Source organism: Rufibacter soli (genome assembly GCF_054781795.1).
In genome coordinates, this window is sequence record NZ_BAAGTS010000005.1 from 308,306 (window position 1) to 334,247 (window position 25,942).

Annotated in this window: 18 protein-coding genes and 1 riboswitch; of the genes, 9 read left to right on the forward strand and 9 right to left on the reverse strand. The window is 53.4% G+C overall.

Going from position 1 to position 25,942, the window contains the following annotated elements:
* The first annotated feature begins 331 nt into the window (after positions 1–331).
* From ACYVJQ_RS15855 to ACYVJQ_RS15880, 6 genes are all read left to right on the forward strand, one after another.
* Positions 332–1,144, forward strand: coding sequence for an alpha/beta hydrolase (locus ACYVJQ_RS15855; protein WP_460894088.1), 813 nt, complete (start codon positions 332–334; stop codon positions 1,142–1,144).
* A 27-nt stretch (positions 1,145–1,171) separates the two neighbouring features.
* The gene (locus ACYVJQ_RS15860; RefSeq protein ID WP_460894089.1) at positions 1,172–2,383 is read left to right on the forward strand and encodes a PQQ-dependent sugar dehydrogenase; all 1,212 of its coding nucleotides are present in this window, start codon (positions 1,172–1,174) and stop codon (positions 2,381–2,383) included.
* A 79-nt stretch (positions 2,384–2,462) separates the two neighbouring features.
* Positions 2,463–2,648: a hypothetical protein gene (locus ACYVJQ_RS15865; protein WP_460894090.1), complete on the forward strand. Its 186-nt coding sequence runs from the start codon at positions 2,463–2,465 to the stop codon at positions 2,646–2,648.
* Between the two features lie 91 nt (positions 2,649–2,739).
* Positions 2,740–3,207, forward strand: a complete 468-nt coding sequence (locus tag ACYVJQ_RS15870) for an ATP-dependent zinc protease family protein (RefSeq protein ID WP_460894091.1) — start codon at positions 2,740–2,742, stop codon at positions 3,205–3,207.
* Between the two features lie 22 nt (positions 3,208–3,229).
* The gene (gene rimK / locus ACYVJQ_RS15875) at positions 3,230–4,165 is read left to right on the forward strand and encodes a 30S ribosomal protein S6--L-glutamate ligase (RefSeq protein ID WP_460894092.1); all 936 of its coding nucleotides are present in this window, start codon (positions 3,230–3,232) and stop codon (positions 4,163–4,165) included.
* Positions 4,152–5,084, forward strand: a complete 933-nt coding sequence (locus ACYVJQ_RS15880; protein WP_460894093.1) for a succinylglutamate desuccinylase/aspartoacylase family protein — start codon at positions 4,152–4,154, stop codon at positions 5,082–5,084. The genes rimK and ACYVJQ_RS15880 overlap by 14 nt, the downstream gene beginning before the upstream one ends.
* Before the next feature lie 145 nt (positions 5,085–5,229).
* Here ACYVJQ_RS15880 and metF read toward each other — a convergent pair whose 3' ends face one another.
* Together metF and metH are read right to left on the reverse strand one after the other, a co-directional pair.
* A complete protein-coding gene (gene metF / locus ACYVJQ_RS15885; protein ID WP_460894094.1) occupies positions 5,230–6,183 on the reverse strand; it encodes a methylenetetrahydrofolate reductase [NAD(P)H] in 954 nt (317 codons plus the stop codon).
* 255 nt (positions 6,184–6,438) lie between these two features.
* Positions 6,439–10,128 carry a methionine synthase gene (gene metH / locus ACYVJQ_RS15890; RefSeq protein WP_460894095.1) on the reverse strand — a complete coding sequence of 1,230 codons (3,690 nt, stop codon included), beginning with the start codon at positions 10,126–10,128 and terminating at the stop codon, positions 6,439–6,441.
* Between the two features lie 81 nt (positions 10,129–10,209).
* Positions 10,210–10,318, reverse strand: a riboswitch (SAM riboswitch).
* Between the two features lie 692 nt (positions 10,319–11,010).
* Between metH and ACYVJQ_RS15895 the strand changes: the two genes are divergently transcribed.
* Together ACYVJQ_RS15895 and ACYVJQ_RS15900 are read left to right on the forward strand one after the other, a co-directional pair.
* Positions 11,011–11,556: a DUF4142 domain-containing protein gene (locus tag ACYVJQ_RS15895; RefSeq protein ID WP_460894096.1), complete on the forward strand. Its 546-nt coding sequence runs from the start codon at positions 11,011–11,013 to the stop codon at positions 11,554–11,556.
* Complete coding sequence (locus ACYVJQ_RS15900) at positions 11,553–11,897, forward strand: plastocyanin/azurin family copper-binding protein (RefSeq protein WP_460894097.1); 345 nt, start codon at positions 11,553–11,555, stop codon at positions 11,895–11,897. Before ACYVJQ_RS15895 ends, ACYVJQ_RS15900 begins: the two co-directional genes overlap by 4 nt.
* Positions 11,898–11,975: 78 nt before the next feature.
* Here ACYVJQ_RS15900 and ACYVJQ_RS15905 read toward each other — a convergent pair whose 3' ends face one another.
* The 5 genes from ACYVJQ_RS15905 to ACYVJQ_RS15925 all read right to left on the reverse strand — a co-directional run bounded on the left by ACYVJQ_RS15905 (position 11,976) and on the right by ACYVJQ_RS15925 (position 17,684).
* Positions 11,976–12,485: a hypothetical protein gene (locus ACYVJQ_RS15905; RefSeq protein WP_460894098.1), complete on the reverse strand. Its 510-nt coding sequence runs from the start codon at positions 12,483–12,485 to the stop codon at positions 11,976–11,978.
* Between the two features lie 144 nt (positions 12,486–12,629).
* Positions 12,630–13,415, reverse strand: coding sequence for an SAM-dependent methyltransferase (locus tag ACYVJQ_RS15910; protein WP_460894099.1), 786 nt, complete (start codon positions 13,413–13,415; stop codon positions 12,630–12,632).
* Between the two features lie 197 nt (positions 13,416–13,612).
* On the reverse strand, positions 13,613–14,275 hold the full coding sequence (locus ACYVJQ_RS15915; protein ID WP_460894100.1) for an NAD-dependent epimerase/dehydratase family protein: 663 nt from the start codon (positions 14,273–14,275) through the stop codon (positions 13,613–13,615).
* A gap of 19 nt (positions 14,276–14,294) precedes the next feature.
* Positions 14,295–16,814 (reverse strand): DUF5916 domain-containing protein, encoded by a 2,520-nt coding sequence (locus ACYVJQ_RS15920; protein ID WP_460894101.1) that lies wholly within the window; start codon positions 16,812–16,814, stop codon positions 14,295–14,297.
* A gap of 33 nt (positions 16,815–16,847) precedes the next feature.
* Positions 16,848–17,684, reverse strand: a complete 837-nt coding sequence (locus ACYVJQ_RS15925) for a CvfB family protein (RefSeq protein ID WP_460894102.1) — start codon at positions 17,682–17,684, stop codon at positions 16,848–16,850.
* 390 nt (positions 17,685–18,074) lie between these two features.
* On the opposite strand from ACYVJQ_RS15925, the gene ACYVJQ_RS15930 reads away from it, so the two are divergent.
* Complete coding sequence (locus tag ACYVJQ_RS15930) at positions 18,075–20,660, forward strand: zinc-dependent metalloprotease (protein WP_460894103.1); 2,586 nt, start codon at positions 18,075–18,077, stop codon at positions 20,658–20,660.
* 300 nt (positions 20,661–20,960) lie between these two features.
* On the opposite strand, the gene ACYVJQ_RS15935 is transcribed toward ACYVJQ_RS15930, so the two are convergent.
* Positions 20,961–21,992, reverse strand: coding sequence for a PorP/SprF family type IX secretion system membrane protein (locus ACYVJQ_RS15935; protein WP_460894104.1), 1,032 nt, complete (start codon positions 21,990–21,992; stop codon positions 20,961–20,963).
* Positions 21,993–22,004: 12 nt separating this feature from the next.
* Positions 22,005–25,799, reverse strand: coding sequence for a PKD domain-containing protein (locus ACYVJQ_RS15940; protein WP_460894105.1), 3,795 nt, complete (start codon positions 25,797–25,799; stop codon positions 22,005–22,007).
* Positions 25,800–25,942 lie beyond the last annotated feature (143 nt).

Below are 25,942 nucleotides of genomic sequence, written 5' to 3' on the forward strand. Positions count from 1 at the left end.
CAAGGCAGTGAAGGCGATCTAATTTTTTTCTCCTCGTATTGTCATCTTGAAAAGACCTTATGGGAAAGTGGTAATAGGGCTTACTTAGAAGCCTGTCTAGTTCGCCCACAAGATCTTTCCAAGATGACAGCGTGGGGAGGGCAATGAAGGAGCTAAGTGTACCTGGAGGTTTTTAGGATTACTTTGCGTTAGAATAACAAAAGTCGTTTCCAGCCTCTTTTCAGAAAAACACCCCCAAAACAACTCTTGCGTAAACTTTATCCGTAGAAGAAAACGCTTTGGGCGATAACTTGCGCCCGGAACCCAAAATACCTAACCCATTTGCCAACCCGTGCCCTTTATTCAACTCAATTCCTCTAAACTGCATTACCGCGTCATGGGCAACGGGCCTAAGGCGCTGGTAGCGTTTCATGGGTATGGGCAGGAGGGGCACTACTATGATGCCATGGCGCGCACGCTGCAGCCAGATTACACGGTGTATGCGGTAGACGTGTTTTTTCACGGGCAAAGCACGCTCAGCAAAGCAGACCAGCCGCTGTCTAAAAGAAAGTTGCAGGAATTCATTCAGGGCTTACTGGAAAAGGAGCAGATTGGGCGGTTCTCGGTGATGGCGTTCAGTATGGGTGGTAAGTTTGCGCTGGCTACCCTGGAGAAATTCCATGACCAGATGGACGAGCTCTACCTGATTGCCCCAGACGGCATTAGAACCCATCTACTTTATAGCTTGGCCACCTATCCGGGTTGGTTGCAAGGCATCTTCAAGGGCATTGTGCTGCGGCCCACCCGCTTTTTCAAGACCCTAAACTGGCTGGAGCGTAAAAAGTGGGTGAGCTCGGGCCTGGTGAAATTTGCCAATTGGCAGATGGACTCGCCGCAGAAGAGAATGCGCGTGTACCGCAGCTGGACCGGTTTCAGCAACCTTAGCTTTGACATACGTAAGATTGTGCGCATCCTTAACAACAGCCACATTGAGGTGACCGTGTTTCTGGGGCAGTATGACCAGATTATCTCCCAGGACCGCCTGCAGGAGTTCCTAAACCAATTGGAGCGCCATGAACTGGTGGTCTTGCAGACCGGGCATACCAACCTGCTGTACACGGTGGCTACCTGGCTCCGGAAAAACCGGAAAGCCACTTCCAGATAAATCAGAACCTTTACTACACCTATTACTATGAAAAAAACATTTCTCACCCAATGGAGCGCCGGCTTGCTGGTTCTCTTCTGCCTGGCAGGTTGCTCTTCCAAAACAGATACCCCAGACACCAATACCAAAGGCGAAGAGGCCTCTACCGTCGCCAAAGACACCCTCTCTGAAAACGTAACCGAAAGCCCGGCCACTGACGCTAACCTGGGCAAGATCACGCTTCCAGACGGGTTCCAGATCAGCTATTTCGCGCAGAAAGTAGAGAACGCCCGCTCCATGGTGCTTGGCCCAGACGGTACGCTGTATGTGGGCTCCCGTGACAAAGGCAACGTGTACGCCTTGCCAGATAAAAACAAAGACGGCAAAGCCGATGAGGTAATTGTTATTGCCTCTGGCCTGAAAATGCCCAACGGCGTGGCCCTGCGCAACGGTTCCCTGTACGTAGCGGAGATCAGCCGCATTACCCGCTATGACAACATTGCCGCCAACCTCAAGAACCCACCTAAACCGGTGGTGGTGTATGATAAATTCCCCACAGAGGAGCACCACGGCTGGAAATACATTGCCTTTGGGCCCGATGACAAACTATACGTGCCCGTGGGCGCGCCCTGTAACATCTGCCTGAGCAAAGACCCGGTATTCGCCTCCATCACGCGCATGAACCCAGACGGAACCGGCCTGGAGGTGTTCGCGCATGGCGTGCGTAACACGGTAGGTTTTGACTGGCACCCTACCACCAAGGAACTCTGGTTCACAGACAATGGCCGCGATCTCATGGGCGATAATATTCCCCCCGATGAGTTGAACCACGCGCCCAAAAAAGGTCTGCACTTCGGGTACCCGTTCTGCCACGCCGGCGAAATCCTGGATCCTGAGTTTGGGAAAGGCAAGAACTGCGCAGACTACGTGGCCCCAGTACAGAAACTGAACCCGCATGGCGGCACGCTGGGCATGGAGTTCTATACCGGTACCATGTTCCCCGAAACCTACAAGAACCAGATATTCATTGCAGAACACGGCTCCTGGAACCGCACCGAAAAAATTGGCTACCGGGTGAGCCTGGTGCGCACCAACGCCCAGGGCCAGTCTAGCTTTGTGCCCTTCGCCTCTGGTTGGCTGCAGAACGGCAAGGAGTGGGGCCGGCCCGTAGACGTGGAACTCATGCCAGACGGCTCTATGCTGGTGTCTGATGACATGAATGATGCCATCTACCGCATTACCTACACCGGCAAAAAGTAATTCTGTTTCTGGCTTCTTTTTCGCAAATTAGGCCCAAAGCGCCACTAAGGAAGGGGAGCTTTGGGCCTAATTTGCCTTTATGAACCGTAAGAAAACAAGTCTGGCTTTTTTTACCGCCGTACTGGTAACGGTGGTGGCGGTCTTTGCCCTACAGCAAAGCAATGACCACCAGGAATGTAGCACCCAAACCAGTACCACTACAGATGCGAATGGGCACGTTACCATTACAAAACAGCACCAGTGCCAGGAACGCTTCAGCCTGTAAGAACACAGCGGGCACCGGGTTTCTGTTTTAGAGCCGTTTTTAGAAAAACAGCCCCAAAACGCATTTTCACCGGTGCCAAACATGAGCTACTATGAAAAAGAAAAGCCCTGAGAAAAGCATTATAGGTCGCCGCGAGATGGTTGATTTCCCAGACCTGGCGCTGTTTGAGATTGAGGCCAAGGTAGACACCGGAGCTTTCACGTCCTCCATCCATTGCAACAACATACGGGAGGTGAACCTGCCAGACGGACAACGCGCCATCCATTTTGAGTTGCTGGACGAAGGCCATCCCGCCTATAACCACAAGGCCTTTGAGTTTACAGAATTTTCCCTCCGGAACGTAAAAAGTTCTTTCGGTGATGTGCAGGAACGCTACATTATCCGTACTAAGATCATCCTTCATGGGCAGGAGGTGGAAACCGAGTTTTCCCTCTCAGACCGCAGCGATTTAAAGTACCCGGTTCTATTGGGCCGTACCCTGCTCCGGAAGCGTTTCATCGTAGACGTTTCCCGGAAAAACCTATCACTCAAGGCCAAGAACAAAGCCAAAAAGAAGTAATTCACCCAAGACATTCCCTTTTATGAAAATAGCGATCCTCTCGCGCGATCCTAAATTATATTCCACCCGCCGCCTGGTGGAAGCCGCCCAACAGCGGGGCCATGAGGCCGTGGTGCTGGACCACCTGCGCTGTGACCTGGTCATGGAGAAAGGCGACCCACATATTCTCTACAAAGGCGAACTGCTTACCGGCATTGACGCCGTAATCCCGCGTATTGGGGCCTCGGTGACCTTTTACGGCACGGCCGTGGTACGCCAGTTTGAGATGATGAAGGTGAAAAGCGTGGTGGCCAGCCAGTCCATTGTACGGTCAAGAGACAAACTGCGCAGCCTCCAGATCATGGCCCGGGCTGGCCTGGGTATGCCCAAAACCGCCTTCACCAATTACTCCAAAGAGGTCAAAGAACTGATCAAAGAAGTAGGCGGCGCCCCTCTGGTGATCAAATTACTAGAAGGCACCCAGGGCCTGGGCGTGGTCTTGGCAGAAACCCAGAAAGCCGCCGAGTCGGTGATTGAAGCCTTCCACAACCTAAAGGCCCGCATTATTGTGCAGGAATTCATAGCCGAGAGCAAGGGCGCCGACATACGCGTGTTTGTGGTGAACGGTGAAGTGGTGGGCGCCATGAAACGTCAGGGCAAGGAAGGCGAGTTCAGGTCTAACCTGCACCGCGGCGGCAGCGCCAGCCTTATCAAACTGAGCCGCGCCGAGAAGGCCGCCGCCCTCATGGCCGCTAAGTCGCTGGGCCTGGACGTGGCCGGGGTAGACATGCTGCAGTCCAAACGCGGGCCGCTTATTCTGGAAGTCAACTCCTCGCCGGGGCTGGAAGGCATTGAGAAAGCCACCCAGAAAGACATTGCCGGCAAGATTATTGAGTTCACGGAACTGTTGGTGGCCAAACCCAAAACCAAGAAACCCAAACAGAAGAACAACCCAGACAGCGGCGATGATCATCAATGACATTCCCATTTTTCCGGGAGACCGCAAGCTGGTAAGGCTCAACATTTCGCGGCTGCCCAGCGGCACGGAGATAGACATTCCCATCCATGTGTTCAGGGCCCAGGAGCCTGGCCCAGTGCTGTTGTTGCTGGCCGGCATGCACGGCGATGAGGTAAACGGGGTGGAAACGATCCGGCGCATGATCAGGCGCGAGATCCTGAAACCGGTGAAGGGTACCATTCTGGCTATTCCTATCCTCAACATCTACGGTTTCCTCAACTTCTCCCGTGAGGTGCCAGACGGCAAGGACGTGAACCGCAGTTTCCCCGGCAACGCCAAAGGCTCTTTGGCCAGCCGCGTGGCAGACCGGTTTACCAAAGAGATTTTGCCTTTGGTAGACTATGGCATTGACTTCCATACCGGCGGGCAGAGCAAGTCTAATTACCCCCAGGTGCGCTGCCGCCTGGAGCACGGCGAGAGCGAAGCCTTAGCCAAGGCGTTTGGAGCCCCGTACATTCTTAATTCCAATTACCGGCCTGGTTCTTTGCGCCAGGAAGCCGCCAAGCTGGGCAAGACCATTATTGTGTATGAGACCGGCGAGTCTTTGCGGTTTGATGAGCAAGGAATAAACATGGGCATGGAAGGGGCCGTCCGGGTTTTGCACCATCTGGGCATGCTGGAAAATGCGGTGCCGGTTTCATATCCGCCTATTATCTGCCAGCGCACCACTTGGATTCGGGCACCGCGGGCGGGGCTGTTCCGGAGCTTCGTGAAAAACGGGCAAGCCGTGAACCGCGGGCAACAGGTGGGCGCGGTCTCTGACCCTTATGGCTATGCCACGCACCCTATCACCACACTGGTGAGTGGTTACGTGGTGGGCATTAACCATATGCCAGTGGTCAACCAAGGAGACGCCATTCTTCATTTGGGCTTAAAGTAGGCAGCGCTTGGGTTCAAAAACAGCTGTTTCCAGAAGCATGTTTCAGACTAGGCCAGAGAAGAATTAAGGAGCCGCTAAAGACAAGGCCATCCGGATGTCCTTGTCTTTTAGCGGCTCCTTTTAAGGGATTATCCCAAAAGCAGGATTAGAATATAGCACGGGCCACAGCAGCCGTGGCCTCAGATTTACTCATGGTATAAAAGTGCAGGCAGGGTACGCCAAATTCTACCAACTCTTTGCACTGCTGAATAGTCCACTCAATACCTACTTGTCTGACATCTGCCGGGGTTTTAGCGGCCTCCACAGCGGTTACTAGGTCTTCTGGCAAATCAATGTTGAAATAGCGGGGCAGAACGTTTAGCTGGCTTTTAGCCGTGATAGGTTTTAGGCCAGGCAGAATAGGAACCGTGATGCCGGCGGCGCGGCAGGCTTTTACAAAATCACAGAATTTCTTATTGTCAAAGAACATCTGCGTGATGATGTAGTCGGCGCCCAGATCTACTTTGTGTTTGAGGTACTTAAGGTCAGAGGCCAGGTTAGGGGCCTCCAGGTGTTTTTCTGGGTAACCGGCCACGCCAATGCAGAAGTCGGTGGGCACGGGGTTCTCCATCTCCTCATCCAGGTAATGACCGTGGTTGAGTTGCACCACCTGCTGGATCAGGTCTGAGGCGTGGGCGTGCCCGTCTTTGTGCGGCCGGAAACCGGGCTCGGTTTTCACGGCATCGCCGCGCAGCAGGAGCACGTTGTCAATACCCAGGAAGTTGAGGTCCATCAAGGCATTCTCGGTGTCTTCTTTGCTGAAGCCCCCGCAGATGATGTGTGGCACCGTGTCAACGTGGTACTTGTTCATGATAGCCGAGCAGATCCCTACCGTGCCGGGCCGCTTCCGGATGGTGATTTTCTCCAGCAACCCGTTTCCGCGCTCCTTGAACACGTACTCCTCGCGGTGATAAGTCACGTTGATGAAGGGCGGTTTGAATTCCATGAGCGGGTCAATGCCCTGGTAGATAGACTGAATGCTGGTACCCTTTACAGGCGGCAGAATCTCAAACGAGAACAGGGTGTTGGTGGCGTTGTGCAGGTGCTCGGTAACTTTCATTGACGTAGTGTCGGGGTATCTTTTAGCTTTTGGCCTTTGGTGTTTTTATGTAAGCAGTTGGATGCTAAAACGTTTATTTGCCATCCTGAAGGAATCTCGGTAACGAACAGTAGTAGCGTTAACCACAGTCCTTATCTAATTCGCCCACAAGGTCCTTTCAGGATGACAGTAGGGGAGGGAAACCCCTTTCTTGTAGATAAAATGTTTTCTGTTTCGGGGCCGTTTTTCCAAAAACGGCCCCGAAACAGAAATACCTTAATAATTCAAAATAGGGGACAACCAGCGCTCGGTCTCCTCCACGCTCAAGCCTTTGCGCTGCGCGTAATCCACTACCTGGTCTTTCTCAATCTTGCCAAGCCCGAAGTACTTTGACTGCCGGTGCGCAAAATACATGCCCGAAACGGCGGCGGTAGGGTACATGGCCAGGCTCTCGGTTAAGGTGATGCCGGTATGTTTCTCTACCTCCAGCAACTGGAACAGGGTGGTTTTCTCGGTGTGGTCCGGGCAGGCCGGGTAGCCGGGAGCCGGACGGATGCCCTGGTATTTTTCCTTGATGAGTTCCTCATTGGAAAGGCTTTCCTCCGGCTCGTAGGCCCAAATTTCCTTGCGGACAATCTCGTGGAGTTTTTCGGCAAATGCCTCTGCTAGACGGTCAGCCAAGGCTTTGGCCATGATGGAGTGGTAATCGTCGTGGTCGGCTTCAAACTGTTGCACCAGCTCGTCCAGGCCAATGCCAGCCGTTACCGCGAACCCACCGGTGAAATCGGCTAGGCCGGTTTCTTTGGGGGCCACAAAATCTGCGAGGGCGATGTTGGGCACGCCCGGGCCTTTCTGTCCTTGTTGGCGCAGCGTCCGGAAGTGGGTGAGCACCTGGGTGCGCTGTTCATCAGCGTAGATTTCCACGTCATCATCACCTACAGAGTTGGCCGGGAACAAGCCGGCTACGCCGTTGGCGGTAAGCAGTTTCTCGTCTACAATGCGCTTCAAGAGCGCCTGGGCATCAGCGTAGAGTTTGGTGGCCTCGGTGCCTACAATAGGGTCTTCCAGCAGTTTCGGGAATTTACCGTGCAGCTCCCAGGCCTGGAAGAAGGGCGTCCAGTCAATGTAAGGTACCAGCTCTTCCAGCGGGAAGTTTTTGAATTCCTGCACGCCGGTTTTAGCGGGCGTATACACGTCTTCGGCCTTCCATTCAATGGGCAGCTTATTGGCGCGGGCCTCTTTGAGAGGCAGGTATTTCTTTTCTTTCTGGCGGCTCAGGTAGCCTTCACGCATCTGGTCGTATTCCGCCCGCAGGTCTACCGCGAATTTTTCCTTGTTCTCGGGGCTCAGCAGGGAACCCACTACCGGCACGCTGCGAGACGCGTCCAGGACGTGCACTACGGTGCCGCTGTAGGCCGGGGCAATCTTCACGGCAGTGTGCGCGCGGGAAGTAGTAGCCCCGCCTATGAGCAGCGGGATATGGAAGTTCTGTCGCTCCATCTCCTTGGCCACGCTCACCATCTCGTCCAAAGACGGGGTGATAAGGCCAGACACGCCAATCACGTCTACATTATGCTCGCGGGCGGCGTCCAGAATCTTGCTGGTGGGCGTCATCACACCCAGGTCAATCACCTCGTAGTTGTTGCAGGCCAGGACCACGCCCACAATGTTTTTCCCGATGTCGTGCACATCACCTTTCACGGTGGCCATGAGAATCTTGCCGTTGGTTTGGCGGGTGGAGGTATCACCGGAGGCGGCAGCGCGTACTTTTTCTTCCTCAATGTAAGGCAGCAGGTATGCCACGGCTTTTTTCATCACGCGGGCGCTTTTCACCACCTGCGGCAAAAACATCTTTCCTTCCTGAAACAGGTCGCCTACCACGTTCATGCCGTCCATGAGCGGACCTTCAATTACTTCAAGCGGTTTCTGGTACAGGTGGCGGGCCTCTTCTACGTCCTGGTCAATGTATTCCACCAGGCCTTTCACCAGGGCGTGGGTAAGGCGTTGCTGCACCGGCTCGTTGCGCCAGGCTTCGTCGCGCACTACTTCCTTGCCTTTGTTTTTAACGGTCTCGGCAAACTCAATGAGGCGTTCGGTGGCGTCTGGGCGGCGGTTCAGAATCACGTCTTCCACGCGCTCCAGCAGGTCTTTGGGGATTTCCTCGTACACCTCCAGCATGCCCGCGTTCACAATACCCATGTCCAGGCCGGCTTTTACGGCATGGTACAGGAACACAGAGTGCATGGCCTCGCGCACCGGGTCATTGCCCCTAAAGGAGAACGACACGTTGCTCACGCCGCCGCTCACCTTGGCGCCCGGCAGGTTTTCCTTAATCCAGCGGGTGGCCTTGATGAAGTCTACGGCGTAGTTGTTATGCTCCTCCATTCCCGTGGCCACGGTGAGGATGTTGGGGTCGAAGATGATATCCTGGGGCGGGAAGCCTACCTCTTTGGTGAGGATGTTATAGGCCCGCTCGCAGATTTGGATGCGACGCTCGAAGTTGTCGGCTTGACCTTCCTCGTCAAAGGCCATCACCACCACGGCGGCGCCGTAGCTGCGCACCTTGCGGGCGTGTTCTTTGAACAGTTCTTCGCCCTCTTTGAGAGAGATGGAGTTCACGATAGCCTTGCCCTGTACGCATTTCAGGCCGGCCTCAATCACGCTCCATTTGGAGGAGTCAATCATGATGGGCACCCGCGCGATGTCTGGTTCAGAGGCAATCAGATTCAGGAACAAGGTCATGGCGGCCTCTGAGTCCAGCATGCCCTCGTCCATGTTCACGTCAATAATCTGGGCGCCGTTCTCCACCTGCCCACGGGCGATGGCCAGGGCTTCCTCGTACTGCTCGTTTAAGATAAGGCGCTTGAATTGCTTGGAGCCGGTGATGTTGGTGCGCTCGCCTATGTTGATGAAGTTGGACCCCTCAAACACGGTCAGGGGCTCCAGGCCCGAGTAGGTAGGAACGGCCGGAAGCGTGGGCAACGGACGCGGCGGGTATTGCTTCGCAATCTCAGCAATGACCTTGATGTGCGGCGGCGTGGTACCACAGCAACCGCCCACAATGTTCACGAAGTTGTGGTCCAGGAAATCCTTGATGTGCTGGCCCATCTGCTCCGGCGATTCATCATACGCGCCAAACGCGTTGGGCAAACCGGCGTTGGGGTAGGCACTAATGTGGAATTTAGAGGCCTTGCTCAGAGACTCCAGGTGGGGCCGCAACTGTTTCGCGCCCAGCGCGCAGTTAAAGCCCACGCTTAAGAGCGGCATGTGCGATACTGAGTACAGGAACGCCTCTACGGTCTGGCCCGAAAGGGTGCGGCCGCTGGCATCGGTGATGGTACCAGACACCATAAGCGGCAAACGCTTGCCGGTCTGCTGGCTGTATTGGTCAATGGCGAACAAAGCCGCCTTGGCGTTCAAGGTGTCAAAAATGGTTTCTACTAACAGTAAATCCACGCCGCCGTCTACCAGCCCGCGCACCTGCTCCGTGTAAGCATCTACCAGTTCATCAAAGGTGATAGCCCTAAAGCCGGGGTTGTTCACGTCCGGCGACAAAGAAGCGGTCCGGTTGGTGGGCCCGATGGCGCCGGCCACGAAGCGGGGTTTGTCCGGTGTTTTGGCGGTCCATTCCTCGGCGGCTTCCTTGGCTATTCTGGCCGACTCATAGTTTAGTTCATAGACCAGGTCCTGCATGTCATAGTCGGCCATGGCAATGGAGGTACCGCTGAAGGTGTTGGTCTCGGCAATGTCGGCGCCGGCCTCAAAGTAGAGGCTATGGATTTCCTTGATGATGTGGGGTTGGGTGAGTGAGAGCAAATCATTGTTGCCCTTCACGTCCAGGTGGAAGTCTTGGAAGCGCTCGCCGCGGTAATCGGCCTCTTGCAGGTTGTACCGCTGAATCATGGTGCCCATGGCACCGTCCAACACTAAAATTCGTTTTTGTACTTCTTCCTCAATTCTTGTCATCTTCTTTGCTCACCAAAATGGTAGGTTGCGGCTCAAGAAAGGGCAGGAGGAAGGTGGCGGGCAGGGTGTAGGAATCTCCGTCACTCATCTCCCCCAACACGGCAGCCGTGTTGGGCAGGAAGTAGCACCCAACTCAATTGGGTTGCTAAGACATCACAGGGCCTAATCCCTCCGTCTTTCTTGATAAGCAAAGCAAAGATAGGGGCTGGAGCGGGAAGATGCAAATTAAGCGGAGGAGAGCGTTTTGGGCCTGTTTTTGGAAAAACGGAGGCGGGTGCGCTGAGTTCTGAGTTCTGAGTCCTGAGTTGATCAGCAATAGAGGGTCATCCCCCCACCCCCTTCAAAGGGGGGACGATATGCATGTTCTCCAGTGTAAACACCCCGCTGCGCTCCCCTCAAGGGGAGAGTCTGTGTTGAATAAGCGGCGTTCCATTTTGAGCCTGTTTTCTGCAAAACGCGTCTAAAATCTCCTCACCCAATCCCCACGCATTCCCCCAGTTCCAGTCTTTACTTCGAGCGCCTCGCTTGTGGCCCTGCAACAAATATACTAAGCGCAGAAGGCACCTCGGCCGCAAGGGCAGTGCGAGGGGGAAAGACGGGGCCCCGCGGCCGTGAGCGCTCGGAGGGAAACCATGAAACAACCAAGCATAAGAGCTTAAGGCTAGAACAGACACCACGCCAGCCACAGGCGGATATGCGTGCACAAGGTAATTGCAAGTTGATAAGAAGCCTTGGTTAAACCGGAACCAACCATCAAAGCCTCCATTCCCCACTAGTGAAGTGCTCTTCTAATTCATCGCCAGAGGCGTAAACTTTAACAAAGTTTTTTGTAACGCATTTGCTTACTCTCCATCTAATGGGAAACCAATAACCTTTAATGTCATGAAAAACCTAAAGAGAATGCTTGCTTGTATGGGTAGCCTTTTGATGTGTGCCCTGGTGAACCCCGAGGTGCAGGCGCAAGGCACCACTCCTCTCTCAGACCCTGAGGTAGCCTCTGTGGCCGTTATTGCCAATAAAATAGACATTGCCTATGCCAAAATTGCCAAGGAGAAATCTAAGAACAAGCAGGTACTGGAGTTTGCCCAAACCATGACCAACGACCATACCGCAGTCATTGACCAGGCGGTGGCCCTGGTGAAAAAACTGGGCGTAACCCCCAAAGACAATGCCGTTGGCAAAAAGATGCTGGCAGACGCTGAGAAAACAAAAGCCAGTTTACGTACCAAATCTGGGTCAGCCTTTGATAAAGCCTATATAGACAATGAGGTAACCTATCACAAGGCGGTCATTTCAGCGGTAAAGAACCTGCTCATTCCTGAGTCTGAGAACGCAGAGTTGAAGGCCCTTTTACAGGGAATAGTTCCTGCGTTGCAGACCCACCTGGAGCACGCGCAGATGGTGCAAAAACAATTCAAATCTAAATGAGGACGGTAAAAGAATGGCGCAGGTGGTGTTTCAACGGCCTGTGCCTTGCTTTTCTGTTGGTGGAGCCTGCTAGCCTGCGGGGGAGCGTTTCACCCGCCACGCACACGGTAGAGATAAAGCAGATGAAGTTTGTACCCGCAGAATTGACGGTGCGCAAAGGAGACAAAGTGGTGTTCCTCAATAAAGACATAGTGATGCACAACGTCACTGAGACATCTGGCAAAACCTGGCAGTCGCCTAAACTAGCTCCCGGAGGCTCCTGGACCTGGCTGGCCACCAAGACCACCGGGTACTACTGTAGCTTTCACCCGGTGATGAAGGGGAAAATCATTGTGAAGTAACCTCTGGTTAATCTGTAGCAACCCATAAAAAGAAAAAGCCTGCACGAGGCAGGCTTTTCAAGTAGGTTTGGGGAAGCATTAGAATGTATAGCGGATGGTCAGAGCTCCATCTGCGAACGGGAAAAGTCCGTCTCGGTTGACCTCGATAAATGGCTTAAAATCGAGCCCCAGAGAAATCGGGATTTCCGTAATCTGATATTCCAAACCTACAATTCCGTCTATACCCACCGTGGTGAGCGTTCGGTCATAAGATTCATAATAGTGTTTATAAGAACGAGGGTGGTAATACCGGCCCCTAAAGGACCCAATATGGGCCCCGGCGCCGTAAAACCACTGTAGGCTGCTTATGCCCAGAGCAGGAGCGTGTTTCTCATACAGCCCTGTTAATTGAAACCCCCTTCTGGTAAAGCCAGTTCCCAGGATCACCTCTAAAGCGGCGTCTGGTTGCAGAAAGAACTTTCCTGAAATGCCTGACGTGTAGCCTCCCACTCTAAGGCCCACTCCGTGTTTCTGCGCCTGCGCCGTAAAGTGGTTACCGAAGGAGAACAACAGTAGCCCCAGCGCAAAAATAAGATGTTTGTTTTTCATGGTAAAAGATTCTTTGCTGAAATGCGTGCCTGCCCCAAGGATGGGCACCTTCTTAACTGCGTAGAACCGGGTATTATTTTACGGTGTGGAAAACAAGCCCCAGAAAGATTCCTCCCTCTTTCGGGCCAGAGGTCCGGGGCAAAGTTAGCTTTTTTTGTAAGACTGGAGGTACGCTTCCTTGGAGGTGCGTTGGCCAATAAGCCTGAAAAAGCTGATTCTTTGGTCTTTGTCTTTTTTTAAAGCCCGCGCAAATGGGTCTTTTTTTCGGCCAGCCTCCTCAAAATCCTGCACATACTGCTCCCGTATGAGGTTGGCAGCGGGGAGCAGGTCGGCGGTCTTTATCTGTACCAGGCCGGTTTTCTCCCAAAGCTTGCGCCACCACTCCACGGTGTGGATGTAGTACCAGTAATTCTGGTAGTCTTTCTGCAGAAACTCGGGTACCTGGTCCAGGGTCTCGATCTCCTCCTTGAAGCACACGTCCACAATGCCAATGTAGCCTTCGGGTTTCAGAAAGCGGCAAATGTAGGGCAGGTACTTGTCATCGGTTCCGAAATAGGTATAGGAGTCAATAACCAGCACCACGTCAAAGAATTCCTCGGGGAAGGGAAGGGAGCGGGCATCGGCGCGCAGCGGAAAGACGTGGTTCTCCAGGTTGGCCTCCAGCACGCGCTGGTAGTTATCCGTAGCCGAGATGGCCTCATCTACGGCCCAGACCTGCACGGCAAACTCCTTGGCCAGAAAAACAGAGCTTGCCGCCTTGCCGCAGCCCAGATCCAGCACGCGCATGCCTTTCTGCAACGGAATCTGGGAGGTGATGCTCTCCAGATTATATAGCACGTTTTCGCCCATGGAATGCTCACGCACCCACTGGGGATCATACTGGGTACTGCGCGGGAAAAAGTGTTTGATCTGGTGGTAGTCTGCGTCCATGGCGGCGGTTTTTCTCCCGAGAGGTACGCAAAGCAGGAAGAGAGGTTGGTAACAACGGCAGAGCCAACGCGCCAAATCCAGGAATTTTAGCAGGTAAGGCGCGGAAAGCGTTTCTGGTGAGGGATTTCCGTTTTAAGCCCGTTTTTCAGAAAACAGCCCTAAAACGCCTTTAGAAAAGAACAATCAATAATTAGCAATTAAGCAAATTCCTGCATCTGCTCAGAGGAGTGCACCAGTACGCCCCCGCCGTCTTGCTTAGCCGCCTCCAGCATGGCCTTGGCCACCGCCTTGGCCGGAATGCCTTTGTACTTGCGAAGCGGTCCGTTGAAGATAAAGCCTACCCCTTTCATGAGAGAGGTAGCGAATTTCTCGCCTAGCCTGAACTCCTGGCGCTCGCCTAATAATAGCGAAGGCTGAAAAATGTGCACGCTGGTAAAGGGCAGGGCTTTCACGGCTTCTTCCATTTCGCCTTTTACCCGGTTATAGAAAATACGGGAATGGGCATCTGCCCCCAACGACGATACCACCAGAAACTGCGAGGCAAAGTGGGAAGCCGTGAGCTTGGCCAGCTTCACCACATAAGTATAGTCTACCTGGTAAAACTTGTCTTTGGAGCCCGCTTTTTTGATGGTAGTGCCCAGGCAGCAATACACGTCATCGGCCATGAGGCTGTGGCGGTTTTTCTCCAGATTATTGAAGTCTACCACCAACTGCTGAAGTTTGGGGTGCCTGATGGGCAAGGTGCTGCGGCCTATTGAAATGACTCTGTTGTAGCGTTGGCTGTTAAGCAGCAAGTGCAGGCACTCACCACCTACTAGACCGCTTGCGCCGGCAATAAGCGCCACCTTGGGAGATACCATAGTTCTGGGGTAAGAAGCGTTAAGATTTCAGGACGCGTTTGATGACCTGATAGTCCAGGTAATATAGCATCTTAACGGAGAAACTATTCAATTGTTTGGCCTGTAAGGTGTTGCGCAAATTAGGGAAATACAGGTTCTGATCTGGGATTATTGAGTTATAGATGGCATTTTTCCAGACCACACTCAGCTCACTACCGGGCGCAAACCGCCAGCTATATACCAGGTCAATGTTAAAGGCATTGAAGTTTCGGTTATCAGAGGCGGGGGAAGGAGGACGGTACCCCAGCGGATCTATATTGCCGTTGGCCAGCAGCAGGTAATAGCTCTGCCAGGTGGCGCTTGACCAGTAGTGCCGCATGTTGAGGTTAAGGGCCGTGCGGGCGTTAAAGATATAGGTGCCGGTTAAGGTGTTGTTGACCGTGTTCACGGTGCGGGACCCAAAGAAAATACTGTCCTGTACGCCTTCCCCGGTCAGGGGGCTGTTGTCTTTGCCGGCATACCCAAAGTCACGCAGAGACCGGTTGTAGTTGATGCGGTACACAATCTGTAAATGGTCGTTTACCCGTACCCGGGGGGCCAGGCCCAGCCACCCGTTCAGTTGGTCATACTCCCCAGAGCGGTACATGCCAAAATTCATGTCAAGGGCCAGCTTCTTGCGGTAGTCACTGGAGATATAGCCACTTACCTCAGTACCGGCCGGGCTCCTGAACTTGCGGTCTGGCACGCCGTTGCGGTAAGACCGGGGCTCAAAGTAGTCATAGTTGTTATGCGGCAACCAGGCCACCGTAAAGCCGAAGGACAGGAATTTACGGGTGGTGGCGTTGGTCTGGAAGAAGTACACCATCTGCGCGTAAGAAGCCGGTTTGTACAGCATGCGGTGCTGCACCCCCAGCGCATTGTAGAGGTTGTTGAACTTCCAGAAGGGCTTATAGAAGTTGTACCGTACGTTGGCCTCATTCTGGATGGTGTTGTTGTTGCTCAGGTAGCCCAGGTCATTGATGTCATAGGTGTGGTTCATGCTCTCATGCTCCACCGTGAACTGGAAATTACCGCTGGTCTTGCCAAATTCCACCTCATAGGCATGACCCAGTTCCACCTTTTCCTGGCCCTCGGCTACTTCTCCTTTGTTGTAGTGCTGGCTCAGGTTACCGGCCACCTCCAAGGCATAGCTGTTCTTTTTGTTGGTGAGCCGGGTCATGAGACCGGTCACATTGGCGTTGTAGAAACCGTGCCCGCGGGTTACGTTGGTGTTGGTAAAGGTCACATATGAACTGTTGGGCAGGCTCTGGTCCAGCACCAGCACGTTGTAGTTGGTAACGGGGTCTGTGAGGACCCTGAATTCCTCCTGGGTGTCCTGGCTTTTGAGGGTGGCGTAGGTGTTGCGGGTAACGGCGTTGAACAAACCAATGCCCAGGCCCTTGCTGGTCCGCCCCGAAATCTTGGTGGCATTCACCAGACTGGCTTTCTCTGGGTTTTCTAGTATTTCTGCGTCTTTTCCGTAGCGGTCCTGATCATAGGCCAGGTTATTATAATTAAGGGGCTGCGCGCCGATGCGGCGGGAGTAGAAGAGGCCGGCCTTGTTGAAGAGTTCGGTGCCCTCGGTGAAGAACTGCCGGTTTTCATTGAACCGCACCTCAAAGGGTGACAGGTTGAGGACCTGGGCATCTGACTGGGCCTGCCCAAAATCGGGGACCAGGGTCATGTCCAGGGTGAAGGCGTCATTAAGGCCGTATTTAATGTCCATACCGCCGTTGAGGGTGGTGGTGAGGTTTTTCTTGCCTTCCTGGTTGTGCGGGTAATGATCGGCGTATGCCGAAAGGTAGGGCATTACCGATAACCGCAAAGGAGCTTTTATTCCCTTAATGCCGTCCACTACCCCAAACTGGTTGGCAAAGCCCTGCACCGAGCTGTCAATAAAGTTCCAGAAGGAGTCTTCGCGGTAGCGCCGTATGCCCCGCCAGAAATTAATGCCCCAGGTCTGCACCTGGCGGTTTGAAAACCTAATGGCCGAGTAGGGGATGCGCAGTTCCACGGACCAGCCTTGGGCATGGCGGGCCACGGCGCTTTGCCAGACGGCGTCCCAGGAGTTTTCGTTGCCGTTGGTGGTGGCCTTGAAATCAGTCTGCACGCCGGCGGCGGAAATCTCAAACCCCAGGGCGTTTTGCTTGTCCAGGTAGGTGTCAAAATACACCCCAAACATGTCTGCGTTCACCTGGCCGCCGTCGCGCGGGCTTAACTGTGACAAGATGGAGTCTGGGGCGGTATCAAAGAGCATGGCGCCAATGTAGACCGCATCATCATCATAGAGCATGCGTACCTCGGTGCGTTGTTTGGCAGGCGCCCCGTTGTCTGGCACAGTCTGCCTGAAATCAATGGCCGGGGTGGCCAGTTTCCAGCTTTCCTCGTCTGGCAGACCATCTATTTTAGGGGCAGCGGTGGTGCGGACGGCAGTAAACTGCTTGGTGATTTTGGGCGCCTGGGCATGCGCCATGAGCGTAAGGCAACAACAGGTAAGCAGAAGAAGGAAAAGGTGTTTCATAGGGCTGACCAGGCAAAAAATACAACAGGAAAATCAGGGGGTAATAGAAAGACTAATCCCGTTGTCTAGTAGTTGCACGTCGCCGCGTTTATATAAAGCCCCGATGGCTTTTTTAAAGGTTTTTTTGCTCATGCCCAGCTGTTGGTAGATTTCCTCGGGGGCAGATTTATCGGTGAGGGGCAAAAAGCCGTTTTGCTCTTTCAGGCGTTGGGCAATCAGGTCGGCGGCTTGCTCCACCTCGTCATAGCCCTGCTTCTGGAGGCTCACATCCAATTTATTGTCTTCGCGTACTTTTTTGAGGTAGCCTTTGGCGTACTCACCGGGCGTCAATGACCTGAACACTTCATTGCGGTACAGCATGCCCAGGTACTTGTTATTCACGATGACCTGGTAACCCAGCGCCTTCTCCGGACCAATTAACAACTGCACCTCGTCGCCTTCCTGCAGGGTAATGGGGTCATAGTTGAGGAATGGGCCTAGTTTGGTAGAGCCCACCAGGCGGTCTGAGTTCTCATCTAAGTACACGTATACCAACGCCCATTGCCCGGGGTAGAGCGGATCATGCTGGTTTTTATAGGGAACAAACAGGTCTTTCTCCAGGCCCCACTCCAGGAACGCACCAAAGTCATTGACATCTTTCACCTGAAGGGCGGCAAACTGGTCTACCTTGGCCTTGGGCTCCAGGGTAGTGGCAATAAGGCGGTCTTCAGAGTCACGGTACACAAAAACGGAGATCATGTCACCTATGCGGGCATCTGCCGGCACATATTTGCGGGGCAGCAGCACATCACCGTCCTCAGAGCCCAGATACAGGCCGTGGTCCAGTTCGCGTAGTATTTCCAGATAGTTGTAATCGCCTAGGTGTAGCATGGTCTCAGGTTTGCTTTAGTCAACAAAGGTATTGAATCTATACGGCACCTATCATGCGTTAGGGAAAGTTTCTGAAAGGTAAGCGTTTTGGGCCTGTTTTTGGCAAAACGGCCTCAAAGCAAAACGGCCTCAAAACGGAATTCAGGTAATGGACGGCTCTTTTTGGTATATCTACAGGGTAGGTTAGGAGAATCACCTTGCATTTCTGTCTGTACTTTTTTCAGAAAAAATTTAACATAGTTTAACATTATTCACGTCTTTGTCATTTTGTGAATAGCATTTGGTGCCGTATCTTTCCTAAGCTGTAGCAAGATGCAACTGTACCGTATTTTCCTGGTCTTTCTACTTTCTCCACGCCTTCAATCTTTATTCCTACCTAACAAAACCCAAATGAAAAAACTGTTATCCACCATTGCATTGGTGAGCATACCTTTCTTTGCTTTCCAGGCGGAAGCGCAGAAAAAAAGCAAGAAAACCAAGGAGGAGCCAAAGACGGCCTCCGCCACTGCTCCCGCACCTGACGCTGCCGGCAGCAAAAAAGCCACCCTGGCTGAGAAAGTAAAGACTAGTATTAAATCAGACGGCCTGTTCACCGTTTACCAGGATACCCTCACCGGGGCAGTGCAGCTGTTTGTGAAGAAAGACCAACTGGGCAAAGAGTTTGTGTACCAGAGCTTTTCCCTAAATGGCCCTACCAGCCTGTTCCTGAACCAGAGCATGCACCGCTCTACCGCCGTCTTTAAGATTGTGAAGGCATTTGACAAGCTGGAGTTCCAGGAGGTGAATACCAACTTTTATTATGACAAGAACAACGCGGTAAGCAAAACCGCCGGCATAGACGTGCCAGAAGCCGTTATGCTCTCTGAGAAAATAGCGGTAGAAGACGCAGGTGGTTACCTGGTAAACGCTGATGCCCTGTTCCTTAGCGAGAAAATGGACCCGGTAAAGCCCTTGGCACCGGTTGGCGCGCCGCCTACGTCCTTCTTTAACTTAGGTACGTTGAACGCCGCCAAGTCTAAGTACCACAAAGTGAAGTCATTCCCTGAGAACATAGATATTCAGGTAGATCTGGCCTATGACAACCCGGCTCCTTACAACACCGGTGGCAAAGACATCACAGATGCGCGGTACACCCGGGTGCGCATGCAGCACAGTTTCATAGAAATGCCCAAAAATGATTTCCGGCCCCGGCTTGATGACCCTCGGGTAGGCTATTTCACCCAGGAGGTGAATGACCTCACCAGCATAGACGCCGTGAACTATCGTGACATCATTAACCGCTGGCACCTGGTCAAAAAGGACCCCACCGCCGCCCTGAGCGAGCCGGTAGAGCCCATTACCTGGTGGATAGAGAACACCACGCCGGTTGAGTTCCGGCAGACCATTAAAGAAGCCGGCGAGAAATGGAACGAGGCTTTTGAGAAAGCAGGTTTCAAAAATGCCGTGGTCATGAAAATGATGCCTGACCAGGTAGATTGGGACCCCAGTGACATCCGGTACAACGTAATCCGGTGGGTATCTTCCGCCACGCCGCAATATGGCGCCATTGGGCCAAGCTTCGTGAACCCCAGAACCGGCCAGATTCTGGGCTCTGACATCACCATAGAATGGTACAGCGGTAACGCTACGCCTATGTTGGACGAATTCTTCAGTGGTCCGTCTGCAGAATCGCTGGTTTTCCCGGGCATGCGCCCCGCCGAAACCATGTGCACCATGGCCCACGAGCTAAAAGCCCAGTATTCTGCCGGTATGACCACTCTGGAAGCCACTGACGCTCCCGCCGGTGAACTGAAGAAAATGCACCAGCAGTTCCTGTACTACCTGGTACTGCATGAGATGGGACATACCATGGGCTTGAACCACAACATGAAATCCAGCCAGATGCTGAAGCTGTCTGAGGTAAACAATACCGCCATCACGCAGAAAAAAGGCCTGATGGGTAGCGTAATGGACTATCCGGCCATCAACATCAGTCTGGACCGCAGCAAGCAAGGTGACTACTATACTACCAAGCCCGGGCCTTATGACCTATGGGCTATTGAGTACGGGTACACTCCGGTGGCAGATGCCAGTGAGGCCGCTTTCCGCAAGAAAGTCCTGAGCCGCAGTACAGAGCCAGATTTAGCGTTCGGCAATGATGCTGATGACATGCGCGCCCCCGGCAAGGCCATTGACCCCCGCGTGAACGTGAATGACATGAGTTCAGATGCTATTGGTTACGCCCAGGAGCGGTTCGCGCTGGTGAACGCCATTGTGCCCAAACTGAAAAACAAATACAGCAAAGATGACCGCGGCTACGCCGAACTGCGTGCCCGTTACAATGTGCTCAACGGCCAACGCTCCGGGATGATCAGTGCAGTAAGCCGCTACGTAGGAGGTGTATACATTGACCGTAGCTTCGTGGGGCAGAACAGCCCCAATAAGCCTTACACGCCCGTACCAGAGGCCACCCAGAAGAGAGCTATGGCGGTGTTAGCCAAAAATGTGTTCGCCCCAGACGCCTTTGCCGCCGATGCCTACCTGATTCCTTACCTGCAAGGGCAACGCCGGGGCTTTGGGTTCATGTCTGGCACCGAAGATCCTAAGTTGACCAGTATCTATAACAGCTTAGGTACCTCTGCCCTTGCGCACATTCTGCACCCTGCCACCACCCAGCGCATTATCAATAGTACCCTGTACGGTAACCAATATAGCCTAGCAGAAGTGATGGCCGACCTGACCAAAGGCATCTTTGACACTGACCTGAAAGGCAACGTGAACACCTACCGCCAATACCTGCAGACGGCGTATGTGAAGCAGTTGGCCCAATTAGCGGATGCCAAATCACCGGCTGATGATGTGTCTAAAGCCGCTGCCCGTTACACCCTGAAAAACGTGAAAGCGAAAATGGCCACCGCCGTTTCAACCAATGAGGAAACCAAAGCCCACCGTAGCAACCTGGTGTATTTGGTAGAGGATGCCTTAGCCATAAAATAAGGTTTACCTGCATATCAAAAAAGGCCACCTCTGCAGAGGTGGCCTTTTTTATTTTATGGGGATTTCATCTGGGAAAGTCCTTTGCTGTTGGGGTTGGAGGTGTTCAATAACTACTTGTTTTGAGGCCGTTTTTTCAAAAACAGCCTCAAAACGCTTTAGGCATTTAAGGGGGTTACCGCTATAAAACAGCAACCATTTAGTGGGTCTGTCGCCTGAAAAGTATCAAATGATTATTTAAAGCGGCCACTTGTGGATTTCTGTTTTGAGGCCGTTTTTTCAAAAACAGCCCCAAAACAGAATTTACCAATATTGCGATGGGGAATACGTATCGCGCTTGTTGCGGAGCATGAGACCTAACACCAGTTCATGAGAGCCGTTGCTCACTTGGTTCAATCCAGAGGTGGTGAGGTCATAGGCATAACCCAAGTGAAACCTGTCTTTCAGTTGGAATCCCGCCATAGCCACGGCCGCATCTTGCAGGCGGTAAGAAGTGCCTACCCAGAATTGATTCCGCCAATACGCCTTGGCATTTACATCCACCGAAACCGGGCTGGGGCTGGCGTATTTCACCACCACCGAAGGCATTACGCTCAGGTGCGGCCCCACCATAAACCGGTACCCGCCTTGCCCATAGAAATGCCGCTGCTGCTCAGCAGAAACCCCCGCCCTTGATTCCCGAAAGCTGAACGGGGTAGGCAGAACCTGGTTGACCGAAGCCCCCACAAAAAACTGGGAGCCATAGAGCAACACACCCACGCCAATGTTGGGCAAGAGTTGGTTGTAGTCATCTGCGTGCATGACCGGGTCACCAGGGTTGGTGAAAGTGAGCATTTCCTGGTTCAGGCCCAACTGCGTGATGCCCGCGGCCAGGCCAGCAGACAGTTTCATGCGGGCAGAAAGGGGCACATGGTAAGCATATAGGGCCTGCACCTCGGTGCGCTTGAGGCCCGCGGCCTTGTCTGCCTGTACCAGAATACCCACCCCGTGGTGAGGCCGGGGCTTCTGGGCATTATTGCGCCGCTCAGGTTTCCATTGGCTGCGGTTCTTGGCGTGGGAGAGGGGCTGGGGCCTGAAGGAGGTGGGGGGACTCATGTAATCCAGGCGGTTAAGGGGCATGTGGCCGCTCAAATAATACGAGGTAGGAGCCCCTTCCAGCCCAGTCCATTGGTTCCGGTAGCCGGCGCGCAGGTCCAGGTAGTTATCGGTGCCGCTCACGGCGGGGTTCATGAGTACCGGGTTGAGCATGTACTGGCTGTAATGCGGTATCTGCTGGGCCTGGCTTAGCAAGGGCAAACATGCCAGCAAAAGCAGAAGGAAGGAATTCTTTCTCATGGTCTGGCAGGCTTAGCGTAAAATAGTGAGCGGACCGGTCATCTTGGCTCGGCCATTGTGCGGGTCAATGATGTAGTAATAGGCTCCTACAGGCAGATCGCTGCCATTGCGTTTGCCATCCCAGGGAGAAGGGTAGCCTTGGGAAGTGTAGACCTGTTGGCCCCAGCGGTTGTAGATCTCTATAGAAATGTTGGGGTAATCCTCAATGCCGCCCAGTTCCCAGGTCTCGTTCACGCCATCGCCGTTAGGCGAGAACGCTTTAGGGATCTGGAGTTTCTTCAGGACTTTTATCTCCAGGCTGTCTTTGTTGGGGCAGCCGGCCTCAGATATCACGTTTAGGTAATATTTGGTGGAAACCACCGGCGAGGCCATCGGGTTGCCGATGTTGGGATTACTCAACGCAATAGCCGGCGACCAGGTGAGCTTGCCCTGGCCCTGGCCCTGCAGCTGAATACTCTCGCCCTCTACCAAAACAATGTTGGGCCCAGCCTCTACGGTAGGCACAGGCCTTATCTTGACCTCCACCTCATCTGTGGCGTTCACGCAGGGACTGTTGCTCACGGTCCAGCGCAGGGTGTAGGTCTGGTCCATGGTACCCGTAAAGGTGGTTACGGGGTTGGCCGCATCTGAGAAGGACCCGCCGGTGCCCTGTACCACCGTCCATTGACCAGAGGCCGGCGCTGGCGCATTGGCAGCTAATTTGGTGCTTAACTGGCCGCAGAGAAGTTGGTCTGGTCCTGCCTTGGCTATGGGGGCTGGGGAGATGCGTATGGTCTTGGTAATGGTGTGGGTACAGCCCAAATCTGAGATAACGGTGAGCCGCACGGCAAAAGAACCGTCACTGCTGTATTTATGGGTTGCCTGTTGGCCTGTAGCAGTTGAGCCGTCACCAAAGTCCCAGGTCCAGGTGATGATTCTTCCGGAGGAAAGGCTGCTCATGTCCTGGAAACTGACTGCATCTGTGACGCAACCCACCGTGGGCGAGAAATCTGCCTTGGGGGTGGGGTAAATGGTCACGGAACGGCTAAACGTCTGCGCGCAGTCATTGCTGCCTTTGGTTACCAGCGTGACGGTATAGGTGCCAGGGGCATTGTAAAGGTGCGTGGGGCTCTGGGCGGTTGAGGTTGCGCCATCACCAAAGGCCCAGGTGTAGGAAACGGTTCCGCTGCCGCTGTAGGTGGTGGTATTGGTGAAGCTGGCGGCATTTCCTTCACACACGTTGGCGGTGGTAAAGCCGGCCACGGGGTTGGGCAGTACGGTAATGGTTTTGGAGATATTATCTGTACATATAATTCCTGACCACACCTGTAGATTTACCTGATAGGTACCTGCGGTTTTGTAAATGTGCAGAGGGTCTTTCTCAGAAGAAGTGGTGCCATCGCCAAACGTCCATAAACGGCGCACAATGTTCCCGAAGGCAATGGTACTCTCGTCTTTGAAGTTCACGCCCTGTTCCTGGCAGAAAGAAGAAGCCGAAAAGGCCGGCACCGGTACGGCACCGCTCACCGTGTAGGTATTGGAGACCATATCCTGGCAGCCTTTTTCTGAGGTAACTACCAGCTTAACAGTATACACGCCCTCAGCCGTGTACTTATGTCGCGGCTCCCGAAGGGTAGAAGTAGTGCCATCGCCAAAATCCCAAAGATAGGTCATGGTACCAGAGGCCAGGGTAGATTGGTTCTGGAAGGCCGCATCATCTTTGATACAGATGTCGGGGAGGTTGAAGGCCGCCACCGGTTTGGGGTTTACCCGCACGTTTACCAGCACCGAGTCTGCGCAACCTTGGTCTGAGATAGCTTTCAGTTTAACGGTATAGGTGCCGGGCTTGGTGTACGTGTGCTGGGGTTGTTGCTCAGCGCTTTGGGAACCATCGCCGAAGTCCCAGACCCAGCGGGCCACGTTGCCTTGCGCCAAGGTGGTGGTGTTCTGGAAAGCCATGGCTTCCTGGTCGCAGACCTCGGGGGCGGTAAAGGCGGCTTTAGGAGGCGCATAGATGGTAAGCTCACGGCTGGTCTCACTCACGCAGAAGTTCTGGTTGGTGATGGAAAGCCTGACCGTATAGGTGCCCGGGGTTTTGAACAGGTGGGCCGGGCTTTGCTTGTTAGAGGTGGTACCGTCACCAAAGTCCCAACGGTAGCCCAGAATCTTCTCGCCGGTAGTGAGTTTGGTCTCATCCAGGAAACGGGTGCTGTCATTGGTGCAGACGGTGGTGTAGGAGAAGCCTACCGCCGGGTTAGGGAACACTTCTACCTCTATGTAAGTAGAGTCCTGTGAGTTACAGTCATTGCCGTTTGATTTGGTAGTGACCAATGATACGGTGTAGGTTCCGGCCGCCGGGAACACATGCGAGGGGTTCTGCTGCGTAGAGGTTTGGCCATCGCCAAAATACCACTTCCAGGCCAGGGGCTCATAAATAGCAAACCCCTTGAACCGGATATTGCGGCCATCACAGATACTGTCTGAGAGCACTGTAATGTTCTGGACCAGGTTATTGACATTGGCTCCCGCCGAATAACCGTAAGACTCTACTTGCCCAAACCCATAAGCCACGGCGTTGAAGCCACTGTCTGCCTTGAGGGTATGGTTGCCCTGCACCACATCATTTTGGGCATAGGCATACAAAGGGTTGGCGGCAATGGGCAGAAAGGGAATTCTCTTGCCATCTAACCTAAAGGTGGCCGTATCTTCCGCGCGCATGGTCACATTGATGTAATGGCGCGAAATCTGGAAATCCTTGGAAGAGTAAAGGGTGATGTCCTTCAGGGTCTGCTCTACCGGGTTCACCAAAGTCATCTCAGGGTCTGCCTGCACCCCGTCACAAGATTGGGTTTTGGCGTACTGCGCAAACAGGATAGGCTTGTCAGCGGAGACGTAATTGGGCAGTTTGCTTTCAAACTCGTAAAACTGGCCTTTGTTTTTGGTAACCGAAGTGCCGTTTATGCTAATGGTGGTATTGTCTTCGGAAGCCATGACCCTGAAAACATCGCCGGCTAACCTACTCTTAAAGGGAGCCGTCACGAAATTCTTTCCCCAGGCACTAATGGGGTAAAGTTGCTGGTAGAGATTGTCACCGCTGATGGTGCCAGGGCAAGTGAGTGGAACCGCCGTCCAGGAACTACCCGAAAAAACCGCTATCCTTTTGCAGGAGCCTAAGCCCACGTCAATAGATTCTACTTTGGTGCCCGTTAAATCCTGGAGGGTACGTACCTGATACACTTCCCCTTTCATGAGCGGCCTGGGCGGCGAAAAGGGCACGCCAGCAGGCTTTCCGCCCACGGTGGCCACCGTGGGGGTAATTTCTATAGTGGTATTGTCTTCCAGGGCCACTACCATTAACTGTGAGGTAGCCTGGTTGGCATTGGGTTGGTGCTGGTCATAACTAATGGCGTAGTAGGATCTGCCCAGCGTATTGTTGGGTAACACCAGCGTGGCCGCAGACTTATTGGTGAAATAAATATGCGAATACACTACCACGGGCACATCTGAGGTGACGTGAATGGCTTTCTGCTCTATGATTTCTGTGCTGGAGACGTAGGCCTGCTGCGGGCTTACTGGAATCACAGTCACTTTATTGGCCGTTACGGGATAGGTGGATGGAGCCAGGGTGCCAACTGTCACCGAAACCGTGGCATTACGGTCTGAGGTAACGTACAGGTTCATCTGTGATTTAGTACCTTCAAAGTGGGCCATGTACCCTAGCCAAAAGTCCCGGCCTTTGTTGGAGGTGCTTTGGGCACTGGCGTAAAACTGAGCCAGGAGCATCAGGCAAAAGCCAATGCCCCTGAGAAGGAAGAAGGTTCTTTTCACTGTCTGTTTGAACTAGGGTCAAGCATAATTGGCCTGCTTCCTGACAGGCGGGGAATTCAGGAAGCAGGTAGGAGCAAAGCTTTTCCCTTCAATGCCTCAGCAGAAAGGAAGACTTTGGTGATTTATATTCTGTGAAAAGGCAA

Coding starts and splice junctions, on each gene's coding strand:
- ACYVJQ_RS15860 (WP_460894089.1), top strand. CDS start 1,172: ATGAAAAAAACATTTCTCACCCAATGGAGCGCCGGCTTGCTGGTTCTC.
- ACYVJQ_RS15865 (WP_460894090.1), top strand. CDS start 2,463: ATGAACCGTAAGAAAACAAGTCTGGCTTTTTTTACCGCCGTACTGGTA.
- ACYVJQ_RS15870 (WP_460894091.1), top strand. CDS start 2,740: ATGAAAAAGAAAAGCCCTGAGAAAAGCATTATAGGTCGCCGCGAGATG.
- rimK (WP_460894092.1), top strand. CDS start 3,230: ATGAAAATAGCGATCCTCTCGCGCGATCCTAAATTATATTCCACCCGC.
- ACYVJQ_RS15880 (WP_460894093.1), top strand. CDS start 4,152: ATGATCATCAATGACATTCCCATTTTTCCGGGAGACCGCAAGCTGGTA.
- metF (WP_460894094.1), bottom strand. CDS start 6,183: ATGAAAGTTACCGAGCACCTGCACAACGCCACCAACACCCTGTTCTCG.
- metH (WP_460894095.1), bottom strand. CDS start 10,128: ATGACAAGAATTGAGGAAGAAGTACAAAAACGAATTTTAGTGTTGGAC.
- ACYVJQ_RS15895 (WP_460894096.1), top strand. CDS start 11,011: ATGAAAAACCTAAAGAGAATGCTTGCTTGTATGGGTAGCCTTTTGATG.
- ACYVJQ_RS15900 (WP_460894097.1), top strand. CDS start 11,553: ATGAGGACGGTAAAAGAATGGCGCAGGTGGTGTTTCAACGGCCTGTGC.
- ACYVJQ_RS15905 (WP_460894098.1), bottom strand. CDS start 12,485: ATGAAAAACAAACATCTTATTTTTGCGCTGGGGCTACTGTTGTTCTCC.
- ACYVJQ_RS15910 (WP_460894099.1), bottom strand. CDS start 13,415: ATGGACGCAGACTACCACCAGATCAAACACTTTTTCCCGCGCAGTACC.
- ACYVJQ_RS15915 (WP_460894100.1), bottom strand. CDS start 14,275: ATGGTATCTCCCAAGGTGGCGCTTATTGCCGGCGCAAGCGGTCTAGTA.
- ACYVJQ_RS15920 (WP_460894101.1), bottom strand. CDS start 16,814: ATGAAACACCTTTTCCTTCTTCTGCTTACCTGTTGTTGCCTTACGCTC.
- ACYVJQ_RS15925 (WP_460894102.1), bottom strand. CDS start 17,684: ATGCTACACCTAGGCGATTACAACTATCTGGAAATACTACGCGAACTG.
- ACYVJQ_RS15930 (WP_460894103.1), top strand. CDS start 18,075: ATGAAAAAACTGTTATCCACCATTGCATTGGTGAGCATACCTTTCTTT.
- ACYVJQ_RS15935 (WP_460894104.1), bottom strand. CDS start 21,992: ATGAGAAAGAATTCCTTCCTTCTGCTTTTGCTGGCATGTTTGCCCTTG.